This is a genomic window from Mesorhizobium sp. M7A.F.Ca.CA.001.08.2.1, assembly GCF_003998455.1.
Classification (GTDB): Bacteria; Pseudomonadota; Alphaproteobacteria; order Rhizobiales; family Rhizobiaceae; genus Mesorhizobium; species Mesorhizobium ciceri.
The window spans coordinates 1-14,630 of record NZ_RZPW01000054.1 but is presented as its reverse complement, the minus strand read 5'-3'; the positions used below and the strand labels follow the sequence as shown (position 1 = coordinate 14,630).

The 14,630-nt window shown below is 61.2% G+C and carries 18 protein-coding genes and 1 pseudogene; 11 read left to right on the top strand and 8 right to left on the bottom strand.

Annotation, left to right across the window (positions count from 1 at the left end; all coding sequences use genetic code 11):
- Window positions 1-17 precede the first annotated feature (17 nt).
- Together EN914_RS05750 and EN914_RS05745 are read left to right on the top strand one after the other, a co-directional pair.
- On the top strand, window positions 18-470 hold the full coding sequence (locus EN914_RS05750) for a hypothetical protein (RefSeq protein ID WP_024505535.1): 453 nt from the start codon (window positions 18-20) through the stop codon (window positions 468-470).
- Window positions 471-561: 91 nt separating this feature from the next.
- Entirely contained in the window at window positions 562-798 is a 237-nt protein-coding gene (locus tag EN914_RS05745; RefSeq protein WP_024505534.1) for a DUF6894 family protein, read from the top strand.
- Window positions 799-808: 10 nt separating this feature from the next.
- On the opposite strand, the gene EN914_RS05740 is transcribed toward EN914_RS05745, so the two are convergent.
- On the bottom strand, window positions 809-1,066 hold the full coding sequence (locus EN914_RS05740) for a hypothetical protein (protein WP_013531550.1): 258 nt from the start codon (window positions 1,064-1,066) through the stop codon (window positions 809-811).
- A gap of 294 nt (window positions 1,067-1,360) precedes the next feature.
- Here EN914_RS05740 and EN914_RS05735 point away from each other — a divergent pair, with 294 nt between their 5' ends.
- The 3 genes from EN914_RS05735 to EN914_RS05720 all read left to right on the top strand — a co-directional run bounded on the left by EN914_RS05735 (window position 1,361) and on the right by EN914_RS05720 (window position 3,248).
- Entirely contained in the window at window positions 1,361-1,555 is a 195-nt protein-coding gene (locus tag EN914_RS05735) for a DUF2934 domain-containing protein (protein ID WP_013531551.1), read from the top strand.
- A 262-nt stretch (window positions 1,556-1,817) separates the two neighbouring features.
- On the top strand, window positions 1,818-2,714 hold the full coding sequence (locus EN914_RS05725; RefSeq protein ID WP_024505533.1) for an alpha/beta fold hydrolase: 897 nt from the start codon (window positions 1,818-1,820) through the stop codon (window positions 2,712-2,714).
- 123 nt (window positions 2,715-2,837) lie between these two features.
- Entirely contained in the window at window positions 2,838-3,248 is a 411-nt protein-coding gene (locus tag EN914_RS05720) for a DUF427 domain-containing protein (RefSeq protein ID WP_013531554.1), read from the top strand.
- Window positions 3,249-3,291: 43 nt separating this feature from the next.
- Here EN914_RS05720 and EN914_RS05715 read toward each other — a convergent pair whose 3' ends face one another.
- On the bottom strand, window positions 3,292-3,711 hold the full coding sequence (locus EN914_RS05715) for an HD domain-containing protein (protein WP_024505532.1): 420 nt from the start codon (window positions 3,709-3,711) through the stop codon (window positions 3,292-3,294).
- Window positions 3,712-3,735: 24 nt separating this feature from the next.
- Complete coding sequence (locus EN914_RS05710) at window positions 3,736-4,131, bottom strand: GFA family protein (protein WP_032899744.1); 396 nt, start codon at window positions 4,129-4,131, stop codon at window positions 3,736-3,738.
- A 201-nt stretch (window positions 4,132-4,332) separates the two neighbouring features.
- Between EN914_RS05710 and EN914_RS05705 the strand changes: the two genes are divergently transcribed.
- Together EN914_RS05705 and EN914_RS05700 are read left to right on the top strand one after the other, a co-directional pair.
- A complete protein-coding gene (locus tag EN914_RS05705) occupies window positions 4,333-4,941 on the top strand; it encodes a cysteine hydrolase family protein (protein ID WP_024505530.1) in 609 nt (202 codons plus the stop codon).
- 100 nt (window positions 4,942-5,041) lie between these two features.
- Window positions 5,042-6,316, top strand: coding sequence for a DUF763 domain-containing protein (locus EN914_RS05700; RefSeq protein ID WP_024505529.1), 1,275 nt, complete (start codon window positions 5,042-5,044; stop codon window positions 6,314-6,316).
- A gap of 23 nt (window positions 6,317-6,339) precedes the next feature.
- Here EN914_RS05700 and EN914_RS05695 read toward each other — a convergent pair whose 3' ends face one another.
- The 5 genes from EN914_RS05695 to EN914_RS05675 form a co-directional block, all read right to left on the bottom strand.
- Complete coding sequence (locus EN914_RS05695; RefSeq protein WP_024505528.1) at window positions 6,340-6,783, bottom strand: PPC domain-containing DNA-binding protein; 444 nt, start codon at window positions 6,781-6,783, stop codon at window positions 6,340-6,342.
- A gap of 44 nt (window positions 6,784-6,827) precedes the next feature.
- Complete coding sequence (locus EN914_RS05690; protein ID WP_013531559.1) at window positions 6,828-7,145, bottom strand: hypothetical protein; 318 nt, start codon at window positions 7,143-7,145, stop codon at window positions 6,828-6,830.
- A gap of 117 nt (window positions 7,146-7,262) precedes the next feature.
- The gene (locus EN914_RS05685) at window positions 7,263-8,858 is read right to left on the bottom strand and encodes a DHA2 family efflux MFS transporter permease subunit (protein WP_024505527.1); all 1,596 of its coding nucleotides are present in this window, start codon (window positions 8,856-8,858) and stop codon (window positions 7,263-7,265) included.
- Complete coding sequence (locus EN914_RS05680; protein WP_024505526.1) at window positions 8,855-10,042, bottom strand: HlyD family secretion protein; 1,188 nt, start codon at window positions 10,040-10,042, stop codon at window positions 8,855-8,857. Before EN914_RS05680 ends, EN914_RS05685 begins: the two co-directional genes overlap by 4 nt.
- 99 nt (window positions 10,043-10,141) lie before the next feature.
- Complete coding sequence (locus tag EN914_RS05675; RefSeq protein ID WP_081714449.1) at window positions 10,142-10,312, bottom strand: hypothetical protein; 171 nt, start codon at window positions 10,310-10,312, stop codon at window positions 10,142-10,144.
- A gap of 164 nt (window positions 10,313-10,476) precedes the next feature.
- On the opposite strand from EN914_RS05675, the gene EN914_RS05670 reads away from it, so the two are divergent.
- The 4 genes and pseudogenes from EN914_RS05670 to EN914_RS38700 all read left to right on the top strand — a co-directional run.
- Window positions 10,477-11,094, top strand: coding sequence for a (2Fe-2S)-binding protein (locus tag EN914_RS05670; protein WP_024505525.1), 618 nt, complete (start codon window positions 10,477-10,479; stop codon window positions 11,092-11,094).
- A 1-nt stretch (window position 11,095) separates the two neighbouring features.
- Window positions 11,096-12,118, top strand: coding sequence for a xanthine dehydrogenase family protein subunit M (locus tag EN914_RS05665; RefSeq protein WP_024505524.1), 1,023 nt, complete (start codon window positions 11,096-11,098; stop codon window positions 12,116-12,118).
- A gap of 3 nt (window positions 12,119-12,121) precedes the next feature.
- A complete protein-coding gene (locus tag EN914_RS05660; protein ID WP_024505523.1) occupies window positions 12,122-14,401 on the top strand; it encodes a xanthine dehydrogenase family protein molybdopterin-binding subunit in 2,280 nt (759 codons plus the stop codon).
- A 23-nt stretch (window positions 14,402-14,424) separates the two neighbouring features.
- Window positions 14,425-14,630, top strand: a pseudogene (locus EN914_RS38700) (RidA family protein); the annotation flags it as partial.

Here is a 14,630-nt window from a genome sequence, read left to right as displayed (position 1 = left end):
CCTGAGAGGAGACCGACATGGCAATCTATAGTCTGAGAGTGGTCAGCTTCATTTTCGTTGCACTGGCTTTCGTTCCGGCCGCCGCGCATTTCTTCGCCATGTTCAACAAGATGAAGCTCGACGGGCCAAACTATCTGGCTGCGCAGCGCGCCTATGATGGATGGAACCTGTTCGGCATCGTGGTGCTGGGAGCATTGCTCTCCACGGCCGCCCTGGCGATCCTGCTCTACCGAGCGAGTGCATCTTTCGGCTTGGTTGTTGTCGCCTTTCTAAGCATCGGCGCCACGCAGTTTGCCTTCTGGACGCTGACCTATCCAATCAATCAGGCGACCCGGAACTGGACTGTCCTCCCTGAAAACTGGGAGCTGCTGCGGCGCCAATGGGAGTATTCGCATGCCATCGCCGCAGGCCTCAACGCCTTGGCGTTGCTGGTGCTTTTCATATCGGCGCTTCGCCCTGCGGTGCGTTGAACGACCACGTCGTCACCAGCACGGCCAGCGGGCAGGAACCGCCATGAAGCGGAATCATTGAAACGCCAGATGTTCCAGCGCGGCAGGAAAAATGAAACGGTACTACTTTGATCTTCAAAACGGTGACGGCGCGGTACCCGACGATGACGGGCAGCTGTTCGAATCCCGGGAACAAGCCAGAGCGGAAGCAATTCGTATTTTGCAGGATGTCGCCCAAGACGAAATGCCCGACTGCGATTTCGTCAAGATAACCGTCAAGGTACGCGATGAGATCGGTGGGCAGATGTTTGAGGCGTCGCTTGTTCTGACCTCCGGATGGAGCGTTTGACGTCGCAGTGCTAGCGGCGATACCGCACCGGGATTTGCACGACATTCTCCGATCCAGGCAGATCAAAGGCCATGGCCAGCTGACGTACGGAGGCCATCTCCACGATCAGTTCTTCAATCGAAAGGTCTGGCAGGCCGGTCTTCACCCTCTGCCTCACCCTGGCCGCAAGTTCATGAACCCGCACCGGGACGAAAAGCGGGCTGTCGTCCAGCAGCTTGCTGATTTCGATGACCACATCGGCGTCGATGTCTTTCGGCAATTCCCGCATGAGCGTCACCTCCAATCGAAGCAACAGCCCGCCATGTCGATGCGACGGGCGATCCGGCTTTGAGCGCCGGGCAGTGGGATCGGAGAGGGACGTGCTCGGCGCTGGCCGATATCCTGATTCATAAAACTGCGAGCATAGGTGTGTCACGAAAAAATATCGGTACGAAATTTACCAAGCCGGTCATCCCATGCAATCCACAAGGGCCTTCCCGAAATCCGGCAGCGGCTGTTGCCGACAGAGGAGGAACAAAAAATATGGCCCGGAATTGAGACTGACGAATTGGAGGATCTAGCCATGGACAGCAGGGAAGAAAAGATCAAACGACGGGCCTATGAAATCTGGGAACAAGAGGGCCGGCCGGTAGGCCGCGAGCAGGAGCACTGGGATCGGGCCGTGCAGGAGATCGAAGCTGAGGGTTCGGAGACTGAACGTGGCCCGGTTCTGCCTGACCCGACAGTTGCGGCCGATTCCAATAGCTCGAAGCGTTGATCGGCAATCCCATGGCGTCTTGAGGACCCCGGTCGGGCAACCAAATTGGCGGAACCTCGTTTGCCGGGCATCAACCAGAGGAGGTTTCGATGAAGAGGTTCTTTTCATTCCTGGTCTTGGCCGCTGCCCTTGCGCTCGGCGCCTGCGACAACAACACCGAGCCGATGAAAGCCACCAGCAACAAGAACCCACAGGTTGATCAGGCCGCCAGACCAGGCCCCACGACTGGCGGCGACCAGCCAGCTACGGGGCCTCAGAGCAAATGAACTCCGTCTCACATTGCGACACACCTCTGCTGCGCGTCGCCTATCTCGATGGTGGACCGCAGGACGGCGCCCCGGTTGTCCTGCTGCATGGCTGGCCCGACGACGCGACGACATACGCTCGTATTTCGCCGGTCCTTCATGAAGCTGGCTTCCGGACGTTTTCCCCTTGGTTGCGAGGCTTTGGGCCGACATCGTTCCTGTCGAAAGAAACCATGCGCTCGGGCGAGATTGCCGCGATGGCGCAGGATGTGCTGGATTTTGCAGATGCGCTTGGCATCAGCCGCTTTGCAGTTGTCGGACATGATTGGGGCGCTCGGATATCCTATCTGCTCGCGTCGGTTTTTCCGGACCGCATCAAGTGCTGCGCTGCGCTGTCCCTCGGCTGGCAACCAGGCAAACCAGCAACGCCGACGCCCGAACAGGCGAAAGCATTTTGGTATCAATGGTTCATGGCGACCGCACGGGGCGCCGAGTTCGTACGAAAGAACGGCAAGGAATTCGCCAGGTATCAGTGGGACAGCTGGGGTCCATCAGGCTGGTTCGACGACGCCATTTTCGATGGCGTTGCGAGCTCGTTCGAAAATCCTGACTGGGCGGATGTGACGTTGCATTCCTATCGGGCCCGGTGGGAAGAGGCCGAGCCCGATCCGCGTTATGCCGAACTCGCCCGCCGGCAAGCAACGGTCAAGATCATCACGGTGCCGATCTTGACGCTTCACGGTGGTGACGACCGCGTTGTGTTTGCCCAGTCTTCAGAGGGGCTCGAAGGGCATTTCACCGCGTTCTACAGGCGGGTGGTGCTGGATGGCATCGGACACTTCCCGACGCGTGAGGCTTCTGATCAGGTTTCGCGAATGTTGGCTGCGTTTCTCGATAGCCATGGCACGCGCTGAAGGAGGGGCGCCATCGACCCCATAGTAAAGACCGGAACCTGACGCATCGCCGCGCATTTCGTCTCCATGCATGACGAGCCGAAATGCGGTCTCGCAATCAATCGGCAGCCAGGGAGAATTTGGATGCAAGCTTCAGGCGCAATCTCAAGACACCATGCTGGCCAGTTGGCCATAGAACCGTTTGCGGGCACGGTGACGGTACGATTTTCCGACGCCATAGTCGCTGCCACGGAACGGGCGAAAGTGCTTCAGGAAGAAGGACATGAGCCCGTGTTCTATATCCCTTTCGAAGACATCTATTTTGACCTTTTCGAAAAAACGAACACCACCAGCCGCTCCCCTTTGAAAGGTACCGCGAGCTACTGGCGCGTCCATGCCGTGGGCAGCTCGGCTGACGATTTCATGTGGGCGTACGAGACGCCTGAAACCGCGGCGCGGGCCATTGCACGTCATGGTGCATTCGATCCGGAAAAGGCGCGCATCGATGTCGAGCCCGCGGAGGACAGAAGGCATACGCCCCACGTCACGGAGTAGATTGCCCGTTCTCATCGGCGCGAGCTGAAATTCAAGGCAGCTGCTAACCGCGTGGAAACTCTTCATCAAGGATGCGTAGTGCCTCCTCGTATCTGACGGTTGATGCCCCAGCCTGTCGTGCCTGCCAGATATTGTCCGCCAGATCCGCGCGCTTCACCGGCAGCGCCAATGGATTCGATGCCGCTCGTCGCACGAACGCGAAGTAATCCTCGCCGTCCCTGCGCGACATGGCGTCGACGGCCGACGTGATCGTCGGGCCAAAACCGGCCTCTTCCAACCTGGTCCGGTCCCAGCCTTCGCCCTTTTCCAGGACGTCATGGAGATAGGCGACGACCTTCTGATCCTTGGTTTCGACCGCGTCAACGACACGGCGACAGTGCTCGATATAAGGTCGCCCGGTCTTGTCGCGCTGTGCCTGGTGGACCTCTTCGGCAATCTTGGCCGCCCGGTAAAACATGCTCATCAGGCTTCCCCTTCAGACATGGTTTCACCATCGCTCCTCGGTGTCGTGGTGCGGCAGGTCCATTCCGCAGCAAACCCAGCCAAGTCGCTGCCTCGATCCATAATTGTAGCGCGGCTCCAGGCGAGCCGGATCGTCGAACGTTCCGACATGAAGCGCGATCTCTCCCGGCGATGCGTCATAGGCGAGGCTGAGCGGCGATCCGCAGGCGGAGCAAAACCCCCTGCAGGCAATCGGCGAAGACCTGCGATAGGTCGGCGTCGCATCGACCCAGGTCACGCTTTGGGAAGGTACCCAGGCCAGAACCGCGAACGCACTGCCGGTCGCTCGCCGGCACATATCACAATGGCAGTAATGCACTCTCGGTTCGCTTCCAACGCGGAAGCGGATCGTGCCGCAGAGACATCCTCCGCTCAGTTCCATTTTGGCGCCCCGGTTGACTTGCGGCTCCAACGCCTCTCGCGCGGTCTCATGCGAGCACCTCCATTCATCACAGCGAAAACGCCGGTCATTTGCGTCGGTTCCTGTTGGCTATCTCAGGAACCAGTGCTTGCGCGCGGCGTTGCGTGTCTTTGCTGGCAAAATGAGGAGTCAGGGAATGCTTGGCCGGTCGGAGACGCACTGATGTCGATGCCGGGGCTGGCATACGGTCCCTTGGGCGATCGATGCATGCATGTCTGCGTGGATATGCAGCGGCTGTTTGCCGAGCCGTCTCAATGGGCAACACCCTGGATCACCCGGGTTCTCCCGCAGATCGAGACGCTGGTCGAAAGACGCGCGCCGCAGACGGTCTTTACACGCTTCATGCCAGCCAAGAAGCCGGGGCAGGGCGTCGGCACATGGAAGCGCTATTATGAGCGCTGGGCTTCACAGACGATCGAGACGATCGGGCCTGAAATGACCGAACTGTTGCCGTCTTTAGCCGGCTACTGCCCGCCAGCGGCGATCATCGACAAGCACATCTACTCGCCCTGGTTCGAAGGGCGCCTCAGAGCCTTCCTGGTGGAGCGCGGCATCGATACGCTCGTCATCACCGGTGGCGAAACGGATGTTTGCGTTCTGGCCACGGTGCTCGGAGCCATCGATTTCGGCTATCGCGTGGTTCTCGTGACGGACGCGCTATGCAGTTCTTCCGATGCAACCCACGACGCACTGCTGACCGTTTACCACCAACGTTTCGCGCAGCAGGTCGAGACGGTTGAGATGGAAACGGTTCTCTCGAACTGGACTTGACGTTCGCTAACTCGGCTCGGCGGAAAGTGTCCATGCTTCCTTGCGCGGTTTGGCTGCCTATCTGTTAAGAGAATAACGGACACCAGAACGGATAGCAGACGTGACGCAACGATCGGGAAGTGCTGATCTTCCACTCCATGGCGGGCGCGTGCCAAAATGGCTCGGCGACCGCATGACGCGTCTTGGCGCCGTGACGTGCGAAGCGATCATTCATCACTATGGTCGAGACGAACTGCTGCGACGGCTGGCGCATCCGTTCTGGTTCCAGTCCTTTGGTGCTGTCATGGGCATGGATTGGCATTCGTCGGGGATCACGACCAGCGTCGTGGGCGCTTTGAAGCGTGGCCTCACGCCGCTTTCCGGCGAGCTCGGCATTCATGTCTGCGGTGGTCGCGGCGCGCATTCGCGAAAAACCCCGCATGAACTCGAAGCCATCGGCCAACGCGTCGGCTTTGATGGAGCGGGCCTGGCCACCGTCAGCCGCCTTGTCGCCAAGGTCGACAGCGCCGCAGTCCAGGACGGTTTCGATCTTTACCTGCATGGTTTCATCGTCACCGATGACGGTCGCTGGGTCGTGGTGCAGCAAGGCATGAACGGTGACAGCAAGGTGGCGCGCCGCTACCATTGGCTCTCCGAGGGGCTCAAGAGTTTTGTCGACCAGCCGCATGCCGCCATCGAGGGCATCAATCAAGGCGAGATCGTCAACCTGACCGACAGGCGCGCCGACGCGTCGCGCCAAGGGCAACTGAACCTTTTGCAGGAGCTCGGACCCGATCGCATCCTGGGCGAGCTTGCGGCATTGGAGCGTTGCGCGGAGCCGAGGCGCCGGCAGGAACCGGAGCAGCCGCTGCTGCCGCATTTGGTCATGCCGGCCCATCATGACGTTCGCGAAAGCGATGTCGTCATGCATCGTCTTCACGGCAATATCGCCGCCGCCGCGGACCGCGGTCCCACCGATTTCGCCGAGCTCCTTCTGGTCCCCGGCGTCGGCGCGCGCACGGTGCGCGCGCTGGCCCTCGTTGCCGAGGTGGTGCATGGCGCGCCTTGCCGCTTTTCCGATCCCGGCCGCTTCTCGCTGGCGCATGGCGGCAAGGACAGGCATCCATTTCCAGTGCCGCTGAAGGTCTATGATGAGACGATCGGGGTTCTGAAGTCGGCCGTGCAAAAGGCAAAGCTCGGTCGCGATGAGGAAATCGGTGCCTTGAGGCGGCTCGACGATCAGTCGCGGCAAGTCGAACGATACGCAACCGGCCCCAGCCTGAAGGAAATTGTCGCGGGAGAATTCGACCAGTCGCATCTGCTTGGCGGGCGCAGCGTGTTCGGGTGGGAAGCGGCGCCGGACACAGCACCTGCTGAGCGGAGCAAGAAGGCCTGAGAACGAGCCAGAGCGGCTGGAGATCAATCGTCCAGATCGATGAGCGCGACACCGAGATCCGGGCGCTTGCTGCGGCGCAGATGGCCGGGCGCTTCCACCAGGGTGATTTCGAGCGTTGGTCGAACGATGCCGTCAAGCAGATGTCCACCCCGGGTGGTGCCATCGCTCAATCCCAGCACCGCATGGACGTGCAGGCTGGGCTTATCGTCATCACCCAGTGCGACATCGCCGATCGCGCTCAGAACCTCGCACTGTTCGTCGATAGGGATTTTGCGGTAGGTCTTCGCGTCCGGATCAAACCAGCCCACGGTGGCTTTTTCGAAAGCCCCTATGGCGGTCAGGGACGCGCTGCCGATCTTCTGGTCGACCGCGAAGGCGGTCAGTGCCGCGAACGCTTCTTCGCGCGGGTCGAGCACCAGGACAAATGTCCTTTGTCCGCCGATCTCATTGACGAGCTGCGATTTCATCCCTGTCCTTCCATCGTTCGGCCCCATTGAGCGCCGCCGTCAGATCAGTGGGCACGGTGTTCCGCATTGCGCTTGCGGGTCGCTGCAGCTTTCTTTGCCGATTCCGATCGGCTTGCGGCAGATCGTGATGCCGATGCCTTGCCGCCGCTTTTGCCGCCTTTGTGCGCCGCCGGATGGCCCGTGTGTTTGCCGCGGCCCGAACCGCCTTCCTTCTTGCCGCCGCCATCGTCCTTGTTGACGGTTGCCCATGCGCGCCGCTCTGCCTCCTTGTCGGAAACCCCGCGCTTCTCATAACCTTCGGCAATGTGGTCGGCTTTACGCTCCTGCTTGTCAGTGTACTTCGATTTGTCGCCTCGTGGCATGGCCAGCTCCTCCTGTTGCACAAGGGCTGAACGTCGACTCGACGCGCTGGTTCCAACGGAAGTTCGCGAAGCCGAAGCCGCATGGCGGGGCAGCGCCATACACCGCCGCGGCGCGACCTAACGCTTTTCGGGCCGGGGAGAGCGCAGCAGCAAGGCGAGGGGAACGAGCAGTGCGGTCGCTACCGCGCAATACCGAAAGACATCGATATAGGCGAGCAATGAGGCCTGCCGCGCTATCAACTGTCCTATCCAGCCGAGCGCCTGCTGTTTTGCGTCGATCATCGGCGAGCCTTGAGCCACGAAGTGCTCGGTCGCCTGACGCAGAACCTGCTGGTAGGCCGGTGACGACTGTGCTGTGTGGCCGACGAGGTTTGCCTGATGGATTTGCGCGTTCTGGGCTATCACCGTGTTGGACAGCGACACACCGATGCTTCCGCCGATGTTACGGGCAACGTTGATGAGTGCCGACGCCTGGTTCGTCTGCTGCGGAGCAAGACCGACGTAAGCCGCCGTCGAGATGGGGATGAACAGGAACGGCAAACCGATCATCAGGAAGATGCGCGCGAAGGCAAAGAAGCCGAAACTGACGTCCGGGGTGAGCGATGTCATATGCCAGAGCGCGACAGCGACGACGGACATGCCTGCCATGATCAGGTATTTGGGCTGGACGATGGCGCCGGCAAATCCGGAAATCGGCATAAGCATCAACATTGCGATGCCACCTGGCATCATCGACAGGCCCGACAGGGTGGCCGTATAGTTGAAGGCGGTCTGCTGCAGTTGCGGCATCAACTGGGTGGTGCTGAACAGCACGGCGCCCACTGCCATCATCACCAGGAACGATGTGCCGAACTGGCGGCTGAACAGCAGGCGGACGTCGACGATCGGATCGCGGTGACTGAATTCCCACGGGATCAGCAGCAGGAATGAGACCGCCGAAATCGCCGCGAAGGTCACGATGAAACCTGATGCGAACCAGTCGTTGCGCTGGCCCTCATCGAGAAAGATCTCCAGGCAGCCGAGTGCCGTGGCGACCAGGATGAAACCGACCCAGTCTATTCTGAGGCCGCCCTTCAACCGTTCCTGCCGTTCGCGCTCGAGCACATCAGGCTCGTCCACCAGCCACTGCACCAAGGCAAGCGACATGATGCCGAACGGGACATTGATGAAGAATATCCAGTGCCAGGAGAAATGGTCGGTCAGCCAACCGCCGATGGTCGGCCCGACTGTCGGTGCGACGATGACGGCAATGCCGTAAAGAGCAAATGCCGGGGAGCGTTTTTCGGGTGGAAAGGTGTCGGCGAGAATGGATTGTTCGCTGGGTGCCATGCCGCCGCCGCCGAGGCCTTGCAGGATCCTGAAGACGATGAGCATTTCCAGATTGGGCGCCAGGCCGCACAGCAGCGACGCTATGGTGAAGATCGCCACGCAAAGCATGTAGTAACGCTTGCGGCCGATGACGCTGGCCAACCAGCCGCTAACCGGGATGATCACGGAATTCGCGACCAGATAGGTGGTGATCACCCAGGTGCTTTCGTCCATCCCGGCCGCGAGGCTGCCGGCGATGTTGCGCAGCGCCACGTTGGCGATCGAGGTGTCGAGCACCAGCATGAAGGTGGCGATCGAGACGACGACTGCGATCAGCCACGGATTGCGCCCGCCGGCGGCGGACCGGCTTTCGCTCCGTTCACCAGCCATTTCGACGGCGCTCATCTCACCTTGACTGTCGGCACCACCGACAGGCCTGGACCCAGCTGCACGCCCGGCGGTCGGTCGAAGACGATCTTCACGGGCACGCGCTGCACCACCTTGACGAAGTTGCCGGTGGCATTCTCGGCCGGCAGCAGGCTGAAGGCGGTGCCACTGCCCGCCTGGATGCTGTCGACGCGGCCGTGGAAGTTCTTTTCGGGATAGGCGTCGATATCGATGTCGACGGGCTGTCCCGGCCGCATCAGATCAAGCTGGGTCTCCTTGAAATTAGCCTTCACCCAGACCTCGTCGGGAACGAACATCATCAGCACCTGACCAGGCTGGGCGTAGGTGCCCTTGGCGGCCGTGATACTGGTGGCGCGACCGGTGACAGGCGCGGTTATGATGGTGCGCGACAGCATGGTGCGGGCCTGCTCCTGGCTGGCCTTGGCTTGATTGAGCTTTGCTTCCGCGCTCTTGGTCTGTGCCTGCAGAACAGTGACCTGGCTTTTCGCGGCAGCGACGTTTGCTCCGGCGCTGTCGAGGGCGGCCTGGTCCTGGCGCAGGGTAGAAGCGGCCTGTTCCGCCTGCTGTTGGGTGGAGGTTCCCTTGGCCAGCAGCTCACGGTTGCGCTTGTCCTCCGCTTTGGCAAACTCGAGCGCGGCCTGGGCCTGCGCCAACTGCTTCTGTGCCGCATCGATCTTGGCGTTTTGTGCTTCGATCTGTGCACCGACATCGACGATCTCGGCCTGCGCCGAGGCCACACCGGCGTCGGCTTCCGCCAGGCTTGCCTGATAGTCGCTGTCGTCGATGCGCAAGAGCACGTCGCCGGCTTTCACAGACTGGTTGTCGGTGACCGCGACATCGGTGATACGACCCGATATCTCGGCACCGATCGTCACCGTGCGGGCGTCGATGAAAGCATCGTCGGTCGATTCATACTGACGCGCGTCCAGCCACCACAAGACCAGCCCTACGGCAATCAACAGCACTGCGAGCAGGATGGCGATCGATATGTAAGGGTGCCGCCGAGGGAAGCTCAGCAGGCTGGGCTTTGGTTCTCCGGCCTGCTTGTCCTGCTTGTGCTCCTGACCGTCGGCCTGACCGGCGTCTTTCCGGTGTTTTGGCGACGCGTCTGAGGTGGCCCTGCGTGGCGCGGCGTGCGTGTCGCCGGTTTCAGGTTCTTCGGTTTGGGTTTTCGCGTCCACGGGAGAACTCCCAGGAGTTTTGACCGTGGCCAGTCAACGACAACTGGTCGTAAAAGGTTCCTGGCGACCGGGCACGGTTTCGCGCCTGGCGGAATTGGTTCAGCCGATTGCCAACCTGACCACGATGGCCAGGATCACGATACCGACCAAGCCTGCTATGAAGATAACCCGACGCGTGCGCGTTCGCAGGATGATCTCGCCCTGTCTCGCCTGCTCCGCAGAGAACACAGGTCCATTGTCACCGTCCTTGTCATGCCGACCATCGCTCATGATCGCCTCCTTCCGGCCCTTGGCACACAACCATCGCCCGACAGGTGAGGTTCCGGTTACATCGAACCCGCCACAGAAAAAGGAATCACAGGCTCGTGAGGAGGGAACTTTGTCCTCCGCGACTGGTTTGGGCCGCTTGAGACCCAGCCAGCCCGGAGCCAGCCATGTCTGATGCCAAGATGTCCAGTGGCCTGAGCAGACGCATGTTCATGACGGCCTCTGTTTCGGCGGCGGCGGCGATGCCGCTTGTGAATTCCCCGACGAGAGCTGCCCAGCCAGCGTCCGAAAAGCCAGCCGAACCACGCGACTTGTCGGCGGTTTCAATGCGTATCAACAAACAGACCTACAATCTCGCGCTCGACAATCGAACCAGCCTGCTTGACGCTCTGCGCGATCACGTCGGCCTGACCGGCACCAAGAAAGGTTGCGATCACGGTCAGTGCGGCGCCTGCACGGTTCTGATCGATGGAAAGCGGGTACTGTCCTGCTTGAGCTTTGCCGTCATGAACCAGGGGCGGGAGATCACAACGGTGGAAGGCCTGGCCTCGACGGACGGGGAACTGCATCCGGTCCAGCAGGCCTTCGTCGACCACGATGCCTTTCAATGCGGCTATTGCACACCGGGTCAGATCATGTCCGCCATCGGTTGCATCAACGAAGGCCATGCGGGGTCGGAAGATGACATTCGCGAATATATGAGCGGCAATCTGTGTCGCTGTGCGGCCTATCCCAACATCGTTGCGGCGATCGTCCAGGCGCGCGACGAGATCAGGAGGGCCTAGGATGCGCCCCTTCGTTTATGAAAGACCAACCAGCGTCTCCGCTGCAATCGCCATGGCATCCCGTGTCGATGCCGTGCGCGTTCCGCCAACCGGCGCCGACACGCAATTCATCGCCGGCGGCACCAATCTGGCCGACTACATGAAGCTCGGTGTCGCGCGGCCGGACCGACTGCTTGACCTCAACACTCTTGCCGAGCCAGCCTTGCGGCAGATCAGGATAAACGATGACACGATCCGGTTTGGTGCACTGGTCCGCATGGGTGAAGCAGCCGACAACGATGACGTCCGGCGGCGTTGCCCGGCCCTTGCCGACAGCCTGAAATTCGCCGCCAGCGGTCAGCTTCGCAACATGGCGAGCCTGGGCGGCAATGTGCTGCAACGTACGCGCTGCGAGTATTTTCGAGAGATTTCCTGGCCGTGCAACAAGCGCGAACCCGGCTCCGGCTGCGCTGCGATGGAAGGGTCCAATCGCCAGCACGCCGTGCTGGGTACGAGCAATGCCTGCATCGCCACTTATCACGGCGATTTCGCGCAGGCACTGGTTGCGCTCGATGCCACCGTCGAGATCGAAGGTCCGCGGGGAAGGCGCACGCTTGCATTTGCCAAGCTGCACAAACGGCCGGGCGACACGCCCGACATCGAGACGGATCTCGCCGCCGACGAGCTCATAACCGCCATCGAAGTGCGGCTCGAACGGTGGAGCAGCCGGTCGCGCTATCTGAAGATTCGCGATCGCGAATCCTACGCGTTTGCGTTGGCGTCCGCGGCTGTTGCGCTCGACATGGATGGCGAGACGGTAAGGAGTGCGCGCATTGCGCTTGGCGGTGTGGCGACGGTGCCGTGGCGGGCGCGCGAAGCAGAGGACGCGCTACAGGGCAAAGTGCTTGACGAAGCCGCGGCGCAAGAGGCTGCCGAGGCTGCCTTCGCCGATGCCAGACCGCGCGAGCATAACGCATTCAAGATACCGCTCGGCAAGCGCACGCTGGTGCGGGCGCTGCTCGAAACCCGGGATATGAAGGGCTGAGCCATGAACCAAGCTGCACCCGCCCCCAGGGAAAACCAGGGCGATCCGGTTGTCCGCATTGACGCCCGGCTAAAAGTTACCGGACAGGCCGGCTATCCCGCCGACATCGTCACGGCCAACGTCGCCTACGGTGCCCTTGCCACCAGCAGCATTGCCCGGGGCAAGGTTTCGGGACTTCACACGAAAGACGCCCGGGCCGTACCCGGTGTGCTGGACATCGTCACCTATCACGATATGGACAAGACCGACACGCCGAAATTCGGCAACACCGGCGCAAGTTCGATCGGGCCTTTGCACGACAAGACGGTTTTTCACGACGGTCAGATCATCGCTCTGGTGGTTGCCGAGACCTTCGAGGCGGCGGAGGAAGCCGCAATGTTGATCCGCGCCGACTATGAGGACGAACGGCCCGCCGCCAGCTTTGATTCCAAGGGCGTGAAGATGGAGCCGGCTGCCGGCAAAAACCCTATGTTCAAGGAGGATGCGAAGGCCGGTGATTTCGATGCCGCCTGGGCGGATGCGACGGTAAAGATCGACGAAAAATATTCGACGCCGACCCAGCATCACAATCCGATCGAACTGTTTTCGACCACCGCAATATGGCAAGGCGACCAGTTGACCATACACGAGCCCAGCCAGAACGTTACCGGCTGGAAGGTGGAACTGGCACGCCAGCTGAAGCTCGATCCGGCCAATGTGCGGATCGTCAGTCCCTATATCGGCGGTGCCTTCGGCTCCAAGGGGCCGATGACGGCACGCACCGCTATCGTTGCCGTCGCGGCGCGACGCATTGGCCGCCCGGTTCGCTGCGTCGTCAATCGCATGCAAGCCTTCGGTACGCAGACCTATCGCGCCGAAACGCGGCATCGGATCCGCATGGGCGCCGGCAAGGACGGCCGCATCACGGCGTTCGGACATGAGGCCTGGGAGGTGACGTCACGCCCTGACCCTTATGTCGTCGGCGGCACGTCCGCCACCGCGCGCATGTACAATTACGGCGCCGTTCTGACGCATGTTTCGCTGGTTCATGCCGACCGTAACACGCCTGGCTACATGCGATCGCCGCCGGAGACGCCTTATGTCTACGCGCTGGAAAACGCCATGGACGAAATGGCTGTGGCCCTCGGCATGGATCCTGTCGAGTTTCGTCGCATCAATGAACCGGAGAAGGAGCCCATAGGAGGCAAGCCATTTTCCAGCCGCTCACTCATCAAGTGCTACGACCAGGCAGCGGAGGCCTTTGGCTGGTCGAAGCGCGATCCCAGGGTCGGCTCGATGCGCGACGGCGATTGGCTGGTCGGGATGGGCTGTGCGACGGCAATCTATCCGACTGCCGCCGCGCCCTGCGCGGCCCGGGTTCGTCTCACCGCCGACGGCGAGGTTCGAGTCCAGTGCGGCTCGCATGAAATCGGCACCGGCGTTCGCACCATCGCCGGCCAGATGGCGGCCGAAAGACTGGGCATCGGCATGGACAAGATCAGCGTCGAGATGGGCGACAGTGCCTTGCCGCCGGCTCCCGTGTCGGGCGGATCGATCTCGACCGCCAGTGTCTGCTCGGCGGTCATGAAAGCCTGCGACGCGATACGCGGAAAGCTGTTCGCCGCCGCTGCGGGCAGGGGGGCTCCGCTGGCCGGTTCGGGCAATGCGAAGCTGGACTTGAAGGGCGAAGAGGTCGTCACCGAGACCGGCAAATCCGCAAAGCTGGCTGATGTCTTCAAGGCTATGCAAGTCGGCGCCATCGAGGAATATGCCGAGTTTGCGCCGAAGGGTTCTTCGCCTGAAGCCCTCAGCAAACTCTATGCCGGACAGTCGGAATTTCATGGTGGAGAGAACGACGAAGATTCGGTCAAATATGCCTTTGGCGCCGAGTTCGTCGAAGTGCGCATCAACAGCTATACACGCGAAATCCGGGTCCCGCGCATCGTCGGGGCCTTCGCCGCCGGGCTCATCATGAACACGCGCACCGCGCGCAGCCAGCTGATGGGTGGCATGATCTGGGGTATCGGCCAGGCGTTGCACGAGGCGACGGAAATCGATCAGCGACACGCGCGCTACGTCAACCGCGACCTGCAGGACTATCTCGTGCCGGTCAACGCCGACATCAAACAGGTCGACGTTATCCTGGTCCCCGAAATCGACCATCAGGTCAACCCTGCCGGCGTCAAGGGTTTGGGCGAACTCGGCAATGTCGGAACGGCTGCTGCCGTGGCGAGTGCCGTCTATCATGCCACCGGCAAGCGCATTCGCGATCTGCCGATCAGAATAGACGATTTGATAGGCTGACGATCAAGAGTTCTGGACGAAGCATGGAACTCGTAACTCATAAGAAATTCAAAAACGGAAGGTTGATGCCGTGGGGAAAAGGCACGGTAGTCTCCGGAGCAAGGGGATTTGTCTACCTTTGCGGAAATACGGCAACCGCCGAAAATTATGATCCGACCGGAAAGAGAGGAGGGGGATTCACTGGCGATGCGGCGGCACAGTGGCGCGCAATTCTGGCGAACATCAAATC